Raw genomic sequence first — 16293 nt, forward strand, 5'->3', positions numbered from 1 at the left:
TCCTTTCGGGCAGGGGGAAGACGTCCGGCGGCCCGTACGGGGTGTCGGGCCGCCGGACGCGAGAGCGGGAGGCTCAGGTGCGGGCGAGGCGCGGGACCGCGTCGAGCAGGGTGCGGGTGTACTCGTGCCGGGGCGCCCCGATCACCTCTTCGACGGGGCCCGACTCCACGAGCCGGCCGTGGTGCATGACAGCGACGGCGTCGCAGACGTACCGCACGACGGCGAGGTTGTGCGAGATGAAGAGCATGGTCAGGCCGAGTTCGCCGCGCAGTTCGCGCAGCAGGTTGAGGACGGCTCCCTGGACGGAGACGTCCAGGGCGGAGGTGATCTCGTCGGCGATGAGCAGCTCGGGCCCGGCCGCGAGGGCGCGGGCGATGGCGACGCGCTGGCGCTGGCCGCCGGAGAGTTCGCGGGGGTACTTGCCCGCGTACGTGGCCGGCAGGGAGACCCGTTCGAGGAGCCGCCCGACCTCCGCCGGGCGCTGGGCGCGCGGGACGCGGGTGCCTTCGGCGATGGCGTCGCCGATGCTCATGCGCGGGTTCAGCGAGGAGTACGGGTCCTGGAAGACCATCTGGACGCGTCCGGGCGCTATTCCGGTGACCGTGCCCCGGTAAGGCGTCAGGCCGGCCACGGCGCGGGCGAGGGTGGACTTCCCGGAGCCGGACTCTCCGACGAGACCGGTCACGGAGCCCTCGGGGACCTCCAGGCTGACGCCGTCGACCGCGGTGAAGGAGCCGTATCGGACGGTGAGTCGGTCGATGTTCACTGGACCTCCCAGCAGGCCACGGAGTGGTCTTCCGTACGGGCGAGCAGCTTGGGCCGGATCGCGCAGCGGGCGGTGACGAAGGCGCACCGGTCGGCGAAGGCGCAGCCGTCGCCGACGTCGCCGGGCGCGGGCTGGCGGCCGGGGATGGTGCTGAGGGGACCCGACCGGTCGGTGTCCATGTCCGGCAGCGAACCGACCAGGGCGCGGGTGTAGGGGTGGCGGGCGTAGTGAAGGCCGTCGGCGGGGAGTTCCTCGACGATGCGACCCGCGTACATGACGGCGATCCGGTCGCACAGTTCGCTGACGACGGCGATGTCGTGGGAGATGAACAGGGCGCCGGCGCGCGTCTCGTCGACCACCTCGCGCAACACTCGCAGCACCTCGCGCTGGACGGTGACGTCGAGCGCCGTGGTGGGCTCGTCCGCGATGATCAGGCGGGGCGTACCCATCAGGCCCATCGCGATGACGGCGCGCTGGCGCATACCGCCGGACAGCTCGTGCGGGTACTGCCGGGCGACCTCGGCCGGCTGCTTGATGCGGACCGTGCCGAGGCGTTCGACGGCGCGGGCCCGTGCCTCGGTGCGCGTGACGCCGTCGTGCAGGGTGGCCACTTCGGCGAGCTGGCCGCCGACCCGCAGGGCCGGGTTGAGCGAGGAGGTGGGGTCCTGGAAGACCATCGCCAGGGACGAGCCGAGCAGCTTGCGGCGCTCCGCGTCCGTGAGGCCGTCCAGGTCCACCCCGTCCAGTCGCGTGCGGGCGCTGCCGGCGAGTCCGGGGTAGGGCACGATCTGCCCGATGGCGGCGGCGGTCATGCTCTTGCCGCTGCCCGATTCGCCCACCAGGCCGACGATCTCGCCCTCGCGGACGGTCAGCGACACCTGGCGTACGGGGGTGATGTCGCCGGGGAAGGCGACGGTGAGGTCCCGTACCTCCAGGACGGCGTCCGGTACGGGCTCGTCCCGGGCGGGGGTCACCACGGGGGCGACGGGCTTGCCGACGGGTTCGCTCGTGTGGGCGGCGGCCTTGGCGAAGGTGTCGCCGAGCAGCATGAAGCCGAGACCGGCGAGGGTGACGGCCAGCGCGGGCGCGACGACCACGGACGGGGTGACGTAGACGTGCCCGAAGGCTTCGTTGAGCAGCCGCCCCCAGTCGTACGAGGGTGCCTGGACGCCCATGCCGAGGAAGGACATCGCGGACAGGCCGAGGAGGGCGCCGCCCATCGCCTGGGCGGTGTTGAGGATGAGCGGTTCGGCGATGTTGGGGAGGATGTGCCGGGTGAGGATGCGGCGGCGGGGCACGCGCAGCATGCGGGCGGCCGCGATGTAGTCCGATCCCGCGACGGTCGCCGTCATGGTGTGGGTGAGCCGGGCGAAGGTCGGTGCGAGGGCCACGCCGATGCCGAGGACGGCGCCCTGCGCGCCGAGCCCGGCGACGACGGCGGTGAACATGGCGAGCAGCAGGGTGGGGAAGGCCACCAGGAGGTCGACCGTGGCGATGACCGTGCGGCCGGCCGGTCGCGGCAGGATCTGCGGCAGGGTGCCGAGGAGGATGCCGGAGACGGTGCCGATCAGGGTGGCGAGGAAGGCCAGGCCGAGGGTCAGCCGGGTGGCGACGAGGGTCCGGGCCAGCAGGTCCCGGCCGAGGGCGTCGGTGCCGAGCAGGTGCGCGGACGAGGCTCCCTGGCTGATCTCCTTGGGGTTGATCTGGTCGGCGGCGTCCTGCCAGATCAGCGGTCCGACGAGGGCGAGGAGGACCATGAGGGCGACGAGTACGGCGCCCAGCAGACCGACGGGGTTTCTCAGCAGACGGCGCATCAGCCCTCCCTGCGGGTGGAGGCGGACGGGGTGGACAGGGTCGACTTGGGGTCGAGGATCCCGAGCAGGATGTCGACGAGGAAGTTGACGACGAGGACGAGCGCGCCGTAGACGAGGATCATGGCCTGCGCCACGGGGTAGTCCTTCTGCGTGATGGCCTCGACGGTGCGCAGGCCGAGACCGGGCCAGGCGAAGACGTTCTCGACCAGGACGCTGCCGGTGATCAGGCCGCTGAGCAGCAGGCCGCCCATGGTCAGGGTCGCGGTGAGGGTGTTCGGCAGCAGGTGCACCGCGTACAGCCGCCATGCGGGCAGGCGCTTGGCGTGGGCCAGGCGCATGTAGTCGGTGTCGAGTTCGCGCAGGGTCTCCACCCGGGCCAGGCGGGCGATCATCGCCGCCGGTGCGATGGCGAGGGCCGTGACGGGCAGCACGAAGGAGGCGGACCCGGTCAGACCGGCCGGCGGGAACAGGCCGAGACCCAGGGCGAGGACGAGCAGCAGCGCCAGACCGTAGAGGTACTCGGGGATGGCGACGGCGGCGCCGGTGAGCGTGGTGAAGGCGGTCTCGGTGCCTCGCCGACGTCCGTTGTGGGTGCGGACGGCGGCCCACAGGCCGAGCGGTACGGCCACGGCGAGTGCGACGAGGGTGGCGAGGACCGCGAGGGCCAGGGTGTTGGGCAGGCCCTGGCCGATGAGGTCGGTCACCGGCTGGGAGGAGAAGAACGAGGTTCCGAGATCTCCGGAGAACAGCTGCTTGACGTAGTGCGTGAACTGGCTCAACAACGGCTGGTCGAGGCCGAGTTCGCTCCTGCGCTGGTCGACCAGTTCCTTCGGCGCGGTGGGGCCGAGCATCTGGCGCAGCGGGTCGCCGGGGATCAGGTGGATCATCGCGAACGACGCGACGACGAGCACGGCGAGGGACCCGGCCAGGCGCAGCAGCTGTCGCGCGAGGAAGAGCGGGGTCAGGCGTCGGACGCGGCGGCGCGGTGGGGCAGCCGGGGCCGTCTCGTGCGGGGTGAGGGCATCGGTCGTGGTGGTCACTTCCGTCCTCCCGTCATACGGATCGATGTCGCGTCGAAGAGGCCCGACGTGATGCGGAAGGTGGCGTTGTGGGCGGCGACGGTGACGGTCTTGTCGACGACGGGGACGATGTCACCGCTCTCGATCAGGGCGTGCTCCGACCGGTCCCACAGGGTGCAGCCGGCGGTGCCGGGCAGCTTGCTCGCCTGGGCGGTGAGCTTCTCGTACTCCGTGTTGGTGAGGTGGGCGAAGTTGCCGCCGTCGGGGGTGAAGGGGCCGGACAGGGTGCCGAACAGCTGGGTGGGCAGCGTGACGCCGAGGGGCGCCCAGTCCACGTCCCAGTCCTGGGTGACCGCTTCGATCTCGCCGTAGGCGGCGTCGGACACGGCCCGCAGTCGCACGTCGACGCCGATCTTCTTCCATTGCTCGGCCAGGTACTCGGCCGCGGCCGCCATCGTCTCGCCCGACGACGTGCCGTAGATCATGCGGATCGTGAGCCGCTTCCCTTCCTTGGCCCAGATGCCGTCGGGACCTCGGACCCAGCCGGCGGCGTGCAGCGTCGACTTGGCCTCGATCGGGTCGAAGACGGGCAGGTGGCCGGTGACGGTGTCGCCGGGGCAGGGCTTGGGGTCCATGACCAGGCCGGTGGGGGTGCGGCCGGTGCCGCCGGTGGCGATCGCCCCGAGGGAGTCCATGTCGACGGCCTGGAGCAGGGCCTTGCGCACGGCGGGGTCGCTGCCGGGGTGGCCCTTGCCCTGGTGGAACAGGAACTCCTGGGTGCCGTTGGCCTGGACGGTGGTGGTCACGCCGGGGATGTTGGTGACGCGGGCGCGGTCGGGGCCGGCGAGCTGCGCGCCGTTCAGTTCGTGGGACTGCAGCAGGTTGGCGGTCGTCGACTCGCTGCCGACGACCTTGAGCACGACCGATCCGGGCATGGCGGGGTCGGCGGTGCTCGCCCCGTCGGGTCCCCAGGCGTAGCCGTCGCGCTTGGTGAAGGTGTAGCTCTGGTTCGGCTCGGCGGAGGTGAGCCGGAAGGGGCCCGATCCGGACGTGCCGCTCGCCAGCAGGGCGCGGTCCTTCAGGCCCGCCCCGCAGACGATGAAGAGGTAGCGGGTGCTCTGCAGGATGAAGGCGAAGGGCTCGGGCGTCGACAGGGTCACGGTGCGGGCGGTGTCGTCCGCCTTCGCGGTGAGTCCTTCGGGGACCACGACGCCGTACGCGGGCGACTTGGTGGCGGGGTCGGTGATGTGGGCGACGTTGGCGGCGACGGTGCTCGCGGTCACCGGGCTTCCGTCGGCGCAGGTGACGCCGCGGCGCAGGGTGAAGGTGACGGAGGCGGGCCTGACGTCCCACTTCTCGGCGAGTCCGGAGACGATCCGGCCGTCGGGCCCGGCGTGCACCAGGGTGTCGTAGGCCAGCGACAGCGCGGTGTACGTGGTCGTGTTCTGGACCTGGGCGGGGTCGAGCAGTCCCGGGTCGCTCTTGATCGCGTAGCTGAAGGCGTCACCGCCGGACGATCCGGCCTGCGCGACGCTGCCGCAGCCGGCCGCAAGGAGGGACACCGCGAGACAGGCGGAGATCGCCGTGGCTCTTTTCATCGGGGGCTTCATAGGGGGACTCCTTGGAGCGGGAGAGTTGCCCCACAGTCGCGGCTCGTGGCCGGAATTGATTCAGTCGGGGCGACGAAAGCCGCGTGTCTCGTTGGGTGCGGGATCCCAAGCCGGGCGACGGTCTCAAAGACGCGTCGGCCCCGGACCGCGGGCGATGCGGTCCGGGGCGTGGCGGGTCCGTGCGGAGGGGCGGCGTGCACGAGCGGGGGCGTTCAGGTTCCGGCGCGCAGATGGTCGACGGCGGCCCGGGCGGCGCGACCGATCGCACGGTCGGCGAGGGGTTGCCGCGTGGCCGCGGTCGACGTACGCAGGAAGACGCCCACGGCGTACCGCCTGCCGTCCGGGTACTCGATCACGCCGGCCTCGTTGCGCACGGCGAAGTCGGTGCCCGTCTTCCCGGCGAGCCGCACGCCCGGTTCGGGAAAGCCGGAGACGAGGCGGTGCTGCCAGACCTGCTGGCCCATGATGTCCCGGACCTCGGCGCAGGCGCTCGCCGGCCCGGCCTCGTCGCGCCAGATCGCGGCGAGCAGCGCGGTCACCTCGCGTGGGGTGCTCGACGGGCTGCTGCCGGGGGCGCAGGCGCGCAGGGCGAGGAGCCGTTCGTCGGGAACGCCCGCCAGCTGGTCGTCGAGGGAGCGGTCCGGATCGAGCCCGAGTTCCCGGCGGATGTCGTCGTCCAGGGCGGCGCAGGAGGAGAACCCGAAGTCGGGGAAGCCCAGCTCGTCCAGTGTCGCGCGGACCCGTTCGGGTCCGACGACGTCCAGGAGCAGGTCGGTGGCGGCGTTGTCGCTGATCGTCATCATCATGAAGGCGAGGTCGCGGGCGCTCATCTCGACGTCGTGGGCACAGCCGTCGGTGCCGCTGCCGCCGGCCCGGTAGGCGGACGTGACGGTGTGGCGCCGGGCCGGGTCGAGCTCCCCGGCCGCCGCCTGCCGGGCGTACTCCAGGGCGATGGGGATCTTGAAGACGGAGGCGAGCACGACCTGGGTGTCGGCGCCGTGGCCGAACTCCGCTCCCGTGTCGAGGTCGCGGACGTGGACGAAGCCTTCGGCCCGCGCCTGCGCGAAGACGTACGAGAGTGCGGTGCGGGTCTGCTCAGCCCCGGCCGACTGCGCGGCGGCTGTGGTCATGCTGTCTCCTGGGAGGTGCTCTCGGCCGACGGGCGGCGCAGGTGGTCGACGGCGGTCCGTGCGGCGCGGCCGATCGCGGCGTCGGCGGCAGGGTCGCGACCGCCTAGGGCGGGGGTGCGCAGGAAGACCGCGACGGCGTAGCGGCCGCCGTCGGGGTACTCGACGACGGCGGCCTCGTTGAGGACGCCCCACAGGGAGCCGTTCTTGGCCGCGACGCGGACGTCCGCGTCGAAGCCCGCGGCGAGGCGGTGCACGGACAGCTGTTGGCTCATGAGCTCCCGTACCTCGGCGCACGCTTCGGCGGGTCCGGCCCGGTCGCGCCAGATCGCCGTCAGCATGGACGTGATCTCCCGTGGCGTACTGGACGCGGAACGGGCGGGGTCGAGCATGGCGAGGCCCCTGATCCGGTCCTCGCTCACCTGGTCGAGCTGGGCGTCGATGTCGCCGTCCGGGTCGAGGCCGAGCTCCTCCCAGACCGGGTCCCACAGCTCGCGGTAGCGCCCGACCGGAAGGCGCGGGCAGCCGAGTTCGGCGGCGACGGCGCGTACCCGGTCCGTGCCGAGGATCTCCATGAGCTTGTCGGTGGCCGCGTTGTCGCTCATGGAGAGCATGAAGAAGGCGAGGTCACGGGTGCTCATGGTGACGTCGTGCCGGCAGCTGTCGGTGCCGATGCCGCCGCCCTCGCGGTTGGCGGCGGTGATGGTGTGGCGGGCGGCCCGGTCGAGGGCTCCGGCCGCCGCCTGGCGGGCGTAGGCGAGGGCAACGGCGATCTTGCGGACGGAGGCGACGATGACGGGGGCGTCGGCGCGGAAGGCGACCTCGCGGTCTCCGTCGGCGTCGTCGACGTCGCGGGCGTGTACGAAGCCCTCGACTCCGGCCTCGTCGAAGATGGCCCAAAGGGCTGAGGTCGCCGCATCTGCGGTGGAAGGTGGTGCCATGGCGATCCAATCCTGCGGAGATCAGCTGGTCTTGGGGGTGGCGCGGCCGCTGTAGTGGAGGTACGAGGTGCCGTCGGGGCGCCGCTCGAACACCACCGCGTCCCAGATCGAGTCGCCTTCGTCGCGGCCGACGAACGTGGTCGCGTCGACGGCGACGAGGTCGAGCGTGCGGGACCGGGCGAGGCCGACGAGGATGCCCGTGGGTTCGGTCCGCAGGCGCAGCCCGCCCTCGTGCGCGGTCACGTGGATCCTGCTGCCGGCCCGCTCGTACACACCGGTGAAGGGTTCGACGTCGACGTGGACGGGCGGCTCGGGCGGGGCGACGGGGGCGGGGACGTCGATCGCGTGCAGGTCCCCGAGAAGCTCGGTGACGAGACGGTGCTGGAACTCGACGCTCCGGCCGCCGTTGATCAGCGCGGCGACGACCGTCCCCAGCTCGGGCAGGACCCAGAGCGCGGCGTGCTGGCCGATGGTGTCGCCGGTGTGGGAGACGACCTGGTGGCCGTCCCACTCGTCCAGGCTCCAGCCGATGCCCCACTGCCGCCCGCCGCCGTGCGGATTGGGCAGATCGACCTGTGCCTGTCGCAGGGCGGCGGGGTCGGCGAGGAGCGCTCCGGGGGTCAGGTGGGCCCGGCCGAAGGCGACCACGTCGGCGGCACGGGCGCAGATCAGACCCGCGGGGCCGACGGACCGCGGCAGTCCCCACTGCGGCACCACGGCGCCCTGCTCGTCGTGGCCGACGGCCGCGCCGAAGCGAAGGACGTCCTCCGGCAGCGTCCAGGTGTGGGTGAGGCCGAGCGGGTCGCAGATCTGCTCGCGCAGGGCCTGGTCCCACACCTTTCCGGTGAGCCGCTCGACGACGCGGCCCGCGATGACGAAGCCGGAGTTGCAGTACGAGTGGGAGTCCCCGACGGGGAAGGTCTGCTCCAGGTCGGCACACGCCTCGACGTACCGGCGCAGGCAGTCGTCGCCGCGCCCGGTGTCCAGGAACAGGTCGCCGTCGATGCCCGAGGTGTGGGTGAGCAGGTGGCGCAGGGTGATCGCCTCGGTGGCGCGGGGGTCGCCCACCCTGAACTCCGGCAGGATCTCCGCGACGGGGGTGTCCAGCGCGACACGGCCCTCTTCGGCCAGGAGCATCAACTGGGTCGCGGTCCACACCTTCGTGACCGAACCGATCTGGAACAGCGAGTCGGTGCGCACCGGCGCCCCGGTCGCGGTGTTCAGGACGCCGGTGGCGCACTCGTACAGCTCGCCGCCGTACCAGAACGCAAGGCTCGCGCCGGGCGCCTCGGAGTCGGCGGCGAGCGCCGCGAGGCGGCTCGTCCAGTGCTGCTCGATGTCGGCCTTCACGCTCGCCCTCCGGGTGGCTCGGTGTGTCTGGTTGCGGCTCGGTGAGCTTGGCCGGAAGCGTACGTACGAAGGCACCGGCATGGTTCGTACGGGGATACGAACGTGCAGGTCGGAGCTTGTCCCGGTGGACGACTCCGGGGGCGTCCGGCGTTTCTAGGGTGGCGTGCACCCGACGTACGAGGAGACGAGACGACGATGCCGCTGATCGACCGCGACGACTGCGCCCTGGTGATCATCGATGTGCAGACCGATTTCTACCCGCCGCACCGGCTCGACGTGGACCGGCAGCGGTTCCACGACATGGTGCGGCGCATCGCCTGGATCGCGTCCGTGGCGGACCGCCTGGAGATCCCGGTCGTGGTGACCGAGGAGGACCCGGCGGCCAGTGGCCACACCGTGCCGGAGATCCGCGAGGCGCTGCCGGCCAGGGCGGTCACGCTGCCGAAGAACGCCTTCGCCGTGTGGGACAACCCCGACATCGCCGCCGCGATCGAGGCCACCGGACGCACCACGATGATCCTGGTCGGCATCGAGACGGACATCTGCGTGGCGCACTCGGCGATCCAGCTGCACCACGCGGGCAAGCGCGTGGTGGTCGTGGACGACGCCGCGTACTCCCCCGCTCAGGCCCACGAACGGGGCCTGCGGCGCCTGGCCGGCCGGGGCATCGAGACGCTGTCCACGAAGGAACTGTTCTACGACTGGGTGCGCACCATCCAGGACGCGGACGCCTTCCACGACACCCACGCGGACCTGACACTCCCGCCGGGCGTGCGGCTCTGACCGAGCCGGCGCTCAGTCGAGCCTGGCGGCGGGGCCCGGGCCTTCGGTCCCGGTGCCGCCGCCGCTCTGCGTCTGCCCCGGTCCCAGCAGGCGCAGCTGCAGCATCGCGGCGAACCTGGCCGACGGGTCCTGGAGGTCGATCTCCCCGACCTCGGCCACCCGGCGGATCCGGTAGCGGAAGGTGTTGGGGTGGACGAACACGCTCGCCGAGGCGGTGATCACGTCGCCGAAGGCGTCCAGCCAGGCCCGCAGCGTCTCCACCAGGTGGGCGTTGTGCTTGGCGTCGTACGCGACGAGGCGGGCGAGGGGGCCGGACAGTTCGTCGCGGTTGGCGACGGCCAGGTCCCGCATCTCCAGGAGCAGAGCGTCGACGTACACGTCGGCGATCGAGGCGACCCGCTTCCCGGTCCGGCCGGTGAAGAGCACGCGCAGGGCCCGGTCGGCGTTGGCCCGGGACCGCGGGAGCGCCGCTGGTTCCTCGGCGACCGAGCCGATCCCGATGACGGCGCCGGCCCGGTCGCCGGTGCGCTGGAGGAAGTTCGCCGCCACCTGCTGGGCGCGTTCCCGGGCGTGGGCGCGGTCGCCGGGGACGGGGAAGAGCGCGTACGCCACGTCGCCGAGGAGCGCCACGGCGGAACGCGGCTGTACGGCGGTGAGGTGCACGGCCAGGGCGGCGGCCAGGCGCTGGCGCTCGGCCGTGACGTGGGCGTGGTCCTCGCCCCGCTCGGGCGCGAGCCCCATGGCCAGGACCAGGGTGGGTTCGTCGACGAGTCCGAGCCGGCCGAGCGCTTCGACCGCGCCCGCCCCGCCTTCCAGGGCGGTCGTGACGAGGTCGGCCCGCAGCCGGTTCTCGGCGTCCGTACCGGCCCGGAAGCGGAGCATGTGAAGGGCGACGAGCTTCGCCGCCTCCAGGAAAGCCTTCTCGCGCTCCGGGGTGAGGGGCTTGCGCAGCGCGGCCCATACGGAGCCGAGGAACTCGTCGCCGGCGCGCACGGCGACGGCGACCCGGGGCAGGGCCACCTCGTCGCCGAGGGTCGGCGCGGGCACGTGCACCAGGCCCTCGCTGCGGTACAGCTCCTTGAAAACGCCGTGCTCCTCGTGGTGGCGCAGATAGCGCTCGGGCACCTGGCGGGCGAGGATGCTCTCCACCCGGGGGGCGTCCGCCTCGTCCTGGCGTCCGGAGAAGGCGAGGATGCGGGAGCGGCGGTCCTCGATGGTGACGGGGGCGTCGAGGAGGGTGGCGATGGCGTTGGCCAGGGCGAAGAGGTCTCCGGACGGCACCCCGCCCAGGGTCTGCTCCTCGCCCTCCCCCGCACTGCCCACGTCGCCCTCGGCGAGCAGGGTGCGCAGCATGGCCGCGAGCTGGGCCCAGGAGGCTCCGCGGGTCAGGGCGAGCAGAGCGACGCCGGTCTCGTCGACGACCGGCTCCAGCTCGTCGGCGTCGTCGACGGGGCCGCGGACGACGAGGGCGGTGGCTCCGAGGGCGGCGAGATGCCGGAGCAGCCGGGCGGTCTCCTCCGCTCCGTGGACACCGACGCCGAGGACGATGGCGCGCTCCGGGTAGTGCTGTTCGTCGTACGGATCGTGGATGCCGACGCCGCCGATCTCGCCGGCCGCGTCGGGATCGCCGTACAGCAGGTCCAGGAGGGTGTGGCCGAAGTCCTCGAGCACCCGGCTGAGGCTGCGGGCGGGGTGCGTCGACATGTGCCTGATCATCTCCGCAGGTTAGGACTCGCGCAGCCCTGCGAGGTGGTGCGTGCGGACGAGGATACGTCAGCTGGTTCGTTCGCCGATACGAACGGCGCTCGTGGGTCGCCAGAGGCGGGCGACGGCGGCTTCGGCGAGGGCGTCGGTCGAGTCGACCAGCGGCAGCACGCGGGATGCCGCCGAGCTGATCAGTGGTATCTCGGTACAGGCGGCGACCACCGCCTGCGCGCCCCGCTCCTTGAGGCTGTCGGTCGCGGTGGCGATCCAGCGTTCGGGCCCGGCTGGGTCGGCGCCGCCCTTGACCGCGCGGATGGCGGCGTCCACGTACTCCTCCTGTACGGGGCCGGACACCTGGACCACGTCGAGCCCGAGCCGGGCGCCGGCCCGCTCGTACAGCCCGGTCAGGCGCGTCCCCCGGGTCGCCAGGACGCCCACGCGCTCAAGCCCAGGCGTGCGGCGGGCGGCTGCCTCGAGGGCGGCCCTGATCATGTCGAGGACCTCGACGCCGGTGGCCCTGGACAGCTGCTCGACGTAGGCGTGCGCGGTGTTGCAGGGGACGGCGATGCAGCTGACTCCGGCGCGCTGGAGCCAGCGGGCACCCTCGACGAGGGCGGGAACGGGCGAAGGCCCTTCGCCGAGCAGCGCCGCCGTCCGGTCCGGGACGCCCGGATCCGCCCACATGAGGACGGGCAGATGCGCCTGGTCGGATCCCGCCGGGGTGCGTTCGACGAGCCGCCGGTAGAAGTCGGCCGTGGCGAGGGGGCCCATCCCGCCGAGGATGCCGAGGGTCGGGCGGGTGACGTGACGCATGCGGGGCAGCCTTTCGGTTCTTCCCGCCGTACCGAGCGGGGTCTCGACGCGATCGTCGTCCGATCGGAACGGCGGGGCGTCGTCGCCGAGGCCGAAAGGTCCGCCCGGCTTTGGTACCGGGCGCCGGAACACCCCCGCGCCGGGCATCGGGTTCGGTCGAACGGACGACGCCGATCGCCGGTCGCCGGTCGCCGCAGGACCTCGTCGAACCAGGCGGCGGCCGTCCGGGCCGCTGATGGCCGCAGTCCCAGGCGCATGCCCGTGTGCATGCCCCTGCGCAAGGAGGGAACGCGCCGGGGAAGACGTGCGAGGCGATCGAATCATGACCGACAAGAGGATCATCACCGTGATCGGTGCCACCGGGCAGCAGGGCGGTGGTCTCGTCAGGGCGGTCCTGGCCGACCGGGACGGGGACTTCGCGGTCCGTGCCGTCACCCGGCACCCGGAATCCGACGCGGCACAGGAGCTCGAGCGGCTGGGTGTGGCGGTCGTCCGGGCCGACATGGACGACGAGGCCGGTCTGGCGCCGGCCTTCGAGCACGCGTACGGCGCGTTCGTGGTCACGAACTTCTGGGAGCACATGTCCGCCGAACGCGAGAAGGCCCAGGCCCGCGCCGTGGCCCGGGCCGCCTCGCACGCGGGGGTGCAGCACGCGATCTGGTCCACGCTGGAGGACACCCGCGACTGCGTTCCCCTCGACGACGAGCGGATGCCGACCCTGCAGGGCCACTACAAGGTGCCCCACTTCGACGGCAAGGCGGAGGCGGACCACTACTTCACCGAGGAGGGCGTGCCGACGACGTTCCTGCGCACGACGTTCTACTGGGAGAACCTGCTCGGCCCGTTCGCCCCGCGGCGCGGCGAGGACGGCGTGCACCTGCTCGCCTACCCCATGGGCGACAGGCGGCTCTCCGGCATCGCGGTCGAGGACATCGGCAGGACCGCCCTCGCCGTCCTCCGGCGCGGGACCGACCTCGTCGCCGCCACCGTCAGCATCGCCGGCGAGCACCTCAAGGTGGCGGACATGGCCGCGGCCCTCACCGAGTCGGTCGGCGAACCCGTGAGTTACCGGCCGCTGACCCCCGACGCATGGCGGGCCCAGGGATTCCCCGGCGCCGACGAGACGGGCAACATGTTCCAGTACTACGCCGACTGCGAGCACCGCTTCACGGCGGCCCGGGACCTCACCGCCGTACGTGACCTCAACCCGGCCCTCCAGGACTTCGCGACCTGGCTCGCCGCCCACCACGAGAAGCTCCGCACCGCCTGGGCGTGACCCGTACGCTGCCGGCGGTCCGGGGGCCCAGGGCGCTACGGCGTCGGCCGCGCGCCGCGCACGGCGTTGGGCACGCCGAGGGTCCCCGGGGGCCTCTGACGCCGGGCGTGTGACCTCGCGCGCCGGGGGAAGCCTGTGAGCCGGTGCCTACGGAGGGGACGCTGTGGCGGACGTGAACGTGACCGACGTGACCGACGTGGACGTGCTGGTCGTGGGTGCCGGGGTGCTCGGGCGCTCCCTCGCGTACGCGGTGGCGGCGGCCGAGCCCGGGCTGCGGGTCGTGGTGTCGGGGCGGCGCGGGCCGGGGGCGTCGTCGGCGGCCGGGGCGATGCTCGGGGTGCTCGGCGAGGTGACGGCGGCGGGGGTGCGGACGCGGCACGGGGAGCTGCGCCTGGGGATGGCCGTGGAGGCGGCGGCGCGCTGGCCGGCCTGGCGCGCGGCGGTACGGGAGCGGGCCGGGACGGCGGCGCGGCCGGACGGCTACGGGGCGGGGACGTACCTGCTGCTCAACGCGGTGTCCGGGCCGCTGGACGAGTCGGCGCTGCCGGCCGTGCGGGCTGCCGGGGCGCGCCACGGCCTGCCCGTCGAGGACGTCTCCCCCGCCGACGTACCCGGTTACCGGCCGCTCGACAACGACCGGGCGTTACGGGCCGTGTTCCTGCCGCGGGAGCGGTTCCTGGACGCGCGGCGCTGGCTGGAGAACCTGGACGCGGCGCTGCGTGCGCTGCCGAACGTGCGCCGTGTCGGGTCCGGGCGGCTGCGGGCCGACGGCGACACGTACGAACTGGCCACCCGTGCGGGGAGGTTCAGGGCGGACCGGGTGGTCGTGGCGGCCGGGGCGTGGACCGGTGGTCTGCTCGACGGGGTGGATCCGGAGCTGCCGGTCCTGCCGGTGGTCGCCGCGGAAGGCACGGCGGTCACCCTCCGGCCCGGGAGACCCGTGCCTCCGGTGGTGTTGCGCACGCCCAACCGCGCGTACGCGTGCGGACTGCACGCCGTCCCGCAGGCCGACGGGAGCTGGTACGTCGGCGCCTCCGCCTCGCCCGCCCTGCATCCCGGCGACGCAGCGACCGCCGGGGCGCTGCGCTTCCTCCTCGACGCGGGCCTCGGGCAGCTGCACCACGGCCTGAGCGGCGCCCGGGTCGGCCGGCTCCATCACGGCAACCGCCCGGTCGGCCTCGACGGGCATCCGCTGCTGGGGAACGCCGGGCGCCCGGGCCTGTGGGTGGCCACCGGCACCCACCGCGACGGGCTGCACGCCTCCCCGCTGATCGCCCAGGAACTCGCCGCCGAGGTCCTGGGCGGCCCGCCGAGCCCGTGGCTGGCGCCGTGGCGGCCGGACCGCGCGCCGATCGCCGACCGGTCCGCCGCCGACGCCGTCGAGGAGGCCGCGGCGCACCACTCCGCGCTCGCGGCCGAGTCACGCATGCGCCCGCCGCTGACCGGCGACTGGCCCGGTCTGCTCGCCGACGCCCACCGGCAGCTCATGGAGCAGACGTACGCGCGGATGCCCGAGGGCTACGTGCTGCCCCCGGAGCTCGCTCCGCTCGGCTACGAGCATGGACCCGCGCTCGCCAAACTCGTCCAGGGGTACCTCGACCGCCTGGCGGCCCGCGGGCGTGAGGGATCAGGGCCGTGCCGGTGACGCGGCCGCGCCGCGATGCCTCAGGTTGATGGCCACGGCCTTGGCCAGTGCGACGGGGTTCAGGAAGCGCATCGGACCGATCAGCCGGGACGCGAACAGGTACATGTGCCGCGCCATCGCCTCGTCGCGCGCCGCCGCCGAGAACATCAGCCGCTCCCCCGGGTTGAACGGGCGGGCCCTGGCGGCGAATTCGACGGCGACGGACTGGTGGCCGCGCAGTCGGCGCCGGTGGGTGCGGGCGTACGCGGCGAGGGACCGGTCGAGGTCGCCGCGGCCGGTCACGGCGGGGGCGACCGCCTGCGCCAGCCACTGCGCGGACTGCAGCGCCCAGCCGCAGCCCACTCCCCACAGGGGATCGCCGGTCAGGGCCGCGTCGCCGATCAGCGCGAGGCCGGGCGCGGTCGGCTCGCGGGTGACGAGCGGGTAGTCGACCGTGCCGATGATCTTCGAGACGCGCTCGGCGCAGTCGATGGGCGGCGCGTCGGGCAGGGCGCGGACGAACTCGTGGAAGCTGCCCTCCAGGTCCTCCCGGAAGGCCGGCAGCCGCTTCTTGCCCGGGAGCACGGCGAGGACCGTCACCCCGTCGTCGTTCGGGAACGCGTACGCCATGTCGGGTTCGAGGAACCAGGTCTGGCCGATCCCGCCGGGCAGCGGGAGATCCCGGAAGTGCGCCAGATAGCCGAACCGCGCGTTCTCGTGCCTGCGCGTCGGCACCTCGGCGTGCTTCGCCACGGCCGAGTCCTTGCCGTCGGCGCCGACGACGAGCCGGGCCCGGATCTCGCGCGCGCCGTCCGGGCCCGACGCCCGGACGCCCACGGTGCGCCCGGCCTCCCGGACCAGACCGGTCACCTGGTGGCCGAGCAGCAGCTCGACGCCGGGCGTCCGCGCCGCCAGGGACCTGATCAGCGGATCGAGGGTGCTGCGCCGGACGTTGTACGCGTAGGGCAGCTCGGGACCCGCCTTCGCGGCGTGCGGCTCGATCCAGCCCCAACGCGTCCACCAGCGCGCCTCGTTGCGGACCGCGCCCGCCTTCTCCAGCGCCGGCACGAGGCCGAGTTCGTCGAGGACCGGGTAGGCGTTGGCCGTGAGGGAGTGGGTGCACAGCACCTTGTACGCCTCGGGGTCCGAGCGGCGTTCGAGCAGTGCGACCCTGACGCCGCGGCGCGCGAGCAGGATCGCGGCGGCGCTGCCGGCGAGACTCGCTCCGCTGATGACGACGTCGTAGTCGTGTCCCGTGCTCTCAGGCTCGGTCATGCGCTGATCGCCCCCCTGTGGGTGTGCTGCGGTGAGTTCGGCTCCGGTCGGTGCAGAGCCCACTGCTGTCAGGAGCATGACCGTTTGTCAAGGGCCGCCGGGACCGGGTGGAACGGTGCGACGACCCCGTCAAGCGCCGGAAGCCCCGGGTGAAAGAATGATCACGCGGTACTCACGGCGGCGGTCACGGG

Annotated in this window: 13 protein-coding genes; 3 read left to right on the forward strand and 10 right to left on the reverse strand. The window is 73.2% G+C overall.

Annotated elements, in window-relative coordinates; genetic code table 11:
• Positions 1 to 73: 73 nt before the first annotated feature.
• The 7 genes from ACWEJX_RS07895 to ACWEJX_RS07925 form a co-directional block, all read right to left on the reverse strand.
• Positions 74 to 766 carry an ABC transporter ATP-binding protein gene (locus ACWEJX_RS07895; RefSeq protein WP_451606653.1) on the reverse strand — a complete coding sequence of 231 codons (693 nt, stop codon included), beginning with the start codon at positions 764 to 766 and terminating at the stop codon, positions 74 to 76.
• Positions 763 to 2580, reverse strand: a complete 1818-nt coding sequence (locus ACWEJX_RS07900) for a dipeptide/oligopeptide/nickel ABC transporter permease/ATP-binding protein (RefSeq protein WP_451606654.1) — start codon at positions 2578 to 2580, stop codon at positions 763 to 765. The genes ACWEJX_RS07895 and ACWEJX_RS07900 overlap by 4 nt, the downstream gene beginning before the upstream one ends.
• Entirely contained in the window at positions 2580 to 3620 is a 1041-nt protein-coding gene (locus ACWEJX_RS07905) for an ABC transporter permease (protein WP_451606655.1), read from the reverse strand. Before ACWEJX_RS07905 ends, ACWEJX_RS07900 begins: the two co-directional genes overlap by 1 nt.
• Positions 3617 to 5197, reverse strand: a complete 1581-nt coding sequence (locus tag ACWEJX_RS07910) for an ABC transporter substrate-binding protein (RefSeq protein WP_451606656.1) — start codon at positions 5195 to 5197, stop codon at positions 3617 to 3619. Before ACWEJX_RS07910 ends, ACWEJX_RS07905 begins: the two co-directional genes overlap by 4 nt.
• 224 nt (positions 5198 to 5421) lie before the next feature.
• Positions 5422 to 6339, reverse strand: coding sequence for a serine hydrolase (locus ACWEJX_RS07915; RefSeq protein ID WP_451606657.1), 918 nt, complete (start codon positions 6337 to 6339; stop codon positions 5422 to 5424).
• Positions 6336 to 7277, reverse strand: coding sequence for a serine hydrolase (locus ACWEJX_RS07920; protein ID WP_451606658.1), 942 nt, complete (start codon positions 7275 to 7277; stop codon positions 6336 to 6338). The genes ACWEJX_RS07915 and ACWEJX_RS07920 overlap by 4 nt, the downstream gene beginning before the upstream one ends.
• 21 nt (positions 7278 to 7298) lie before the next feature.
• On the reverse strand, positions 7299 to 8627 hold the full coding sequence (locus tag ACWEJX_RS07925) for a serine hydrolase domain-containing protein (RefSeq protein WP_451606659.1): 1329 nt from the start codon (positions 8625 to 8627) through the stop codon (positions 7299 to 7301).
• A 195-nt stretch (positions 8628 to 8822) separates the two neighbouring features.
• Between ACWEJX_RS07925 and ACWEJX_RS07930 the strand changes: the two genes are divergently transcribed.
• Positions 8823 to 9410, forward strand: coding sequence for an isochorismatase family protein (locus ACWEJX_RS07930; protein WP_451606660.1), 588 nt, complete (start codon positions 8823 to 8825; stop codon positions 9408 to 9410).
• A gap of 12 nt (positions 9411 to 9422) precedes the next feature.
• Here the strand turns inward: ACWEJX_RS07930 and ACWEJX_RS07935 are convergent, their stop codons facing one another.
• Both ACWEJX_RS07935 and ACWEJX_RS07940 read right to left on the reverse strand, forming a co-directional pair.
• Positions 9423 to 11114: a PucR family transcriptional regulator gene (locus tag ACWEJX_RS07935; RefSeq protein ID WP_451606661.1), complete on the reverse strand. Its 1692-nt coding sequence runs from the start codon at positions 11112 to 11114 to the stop codon at positions 9423 to 9425.
• A gap of 69 nt (positions 11115 to 11183) precedes the next feature.
• Positions 11184 to 11927: an aspartate/glutamate racemase family protein gene (locus ACWEJX_RS07940; protein WP_451606662.1), complete on the reverse strand. Its 744-nt coding sequence runs from the start codon at positions 11925 to 11927 to the stop codon at positions 11184 to 11186.
• Positions 11928 to 12249: 322 nt separating this feature from the next.
• Here ACWEJX_RS07940 and ACWEJX_RS07945 point away from each other — a divergent pair, with 322 nt between their 5' ends.
• Positions 12250 to 13203: an NmrA/HSCARG family protein gene (locus tag ACWEJX_RS07945; RefSeq protein WP_451606663.1), complete on the forward strand. Its 954-nt coding sequence runs from the start codon at positions 12250 to 12252 to the stop codon at positions 13201 to 13203.
• Positions 13204 to 13366: 163 nt separating this feature from the next.
• Positions 13367 to 14848, forward strand: a complete 1482-nt coding sequence (locus ACWEJX_RS07950) for an NAD(P)/FAD-dependent oxidoreductase (protein WP_451606664.1) — start codon at positions 13367 to 13369, stop codon at positions 14846 to 14848.
• Here ACWEJX_RS07950 and ACWEJX_RS07955 read toward each other — a convergent pair.
• A complete protein-coding gene (locus ACWEJX_RS07955) occupies positions 14831 to 16102 on the reverse strand; it encodes an FAD-dependent monooxygenase (protein WP_451606665.1) in 1272 nt (423 codons plus the stop codon). The genes ACWEJX_RS07950 and ACWEJX_RS07955 overlap by 18 nt on opposite strands.
• Positions 16103 to 16293 lie beyond the last annotated feature (191 nt).

The organism is Streptomyces sp. NPDC004788, from assembly GCF_053601115.1.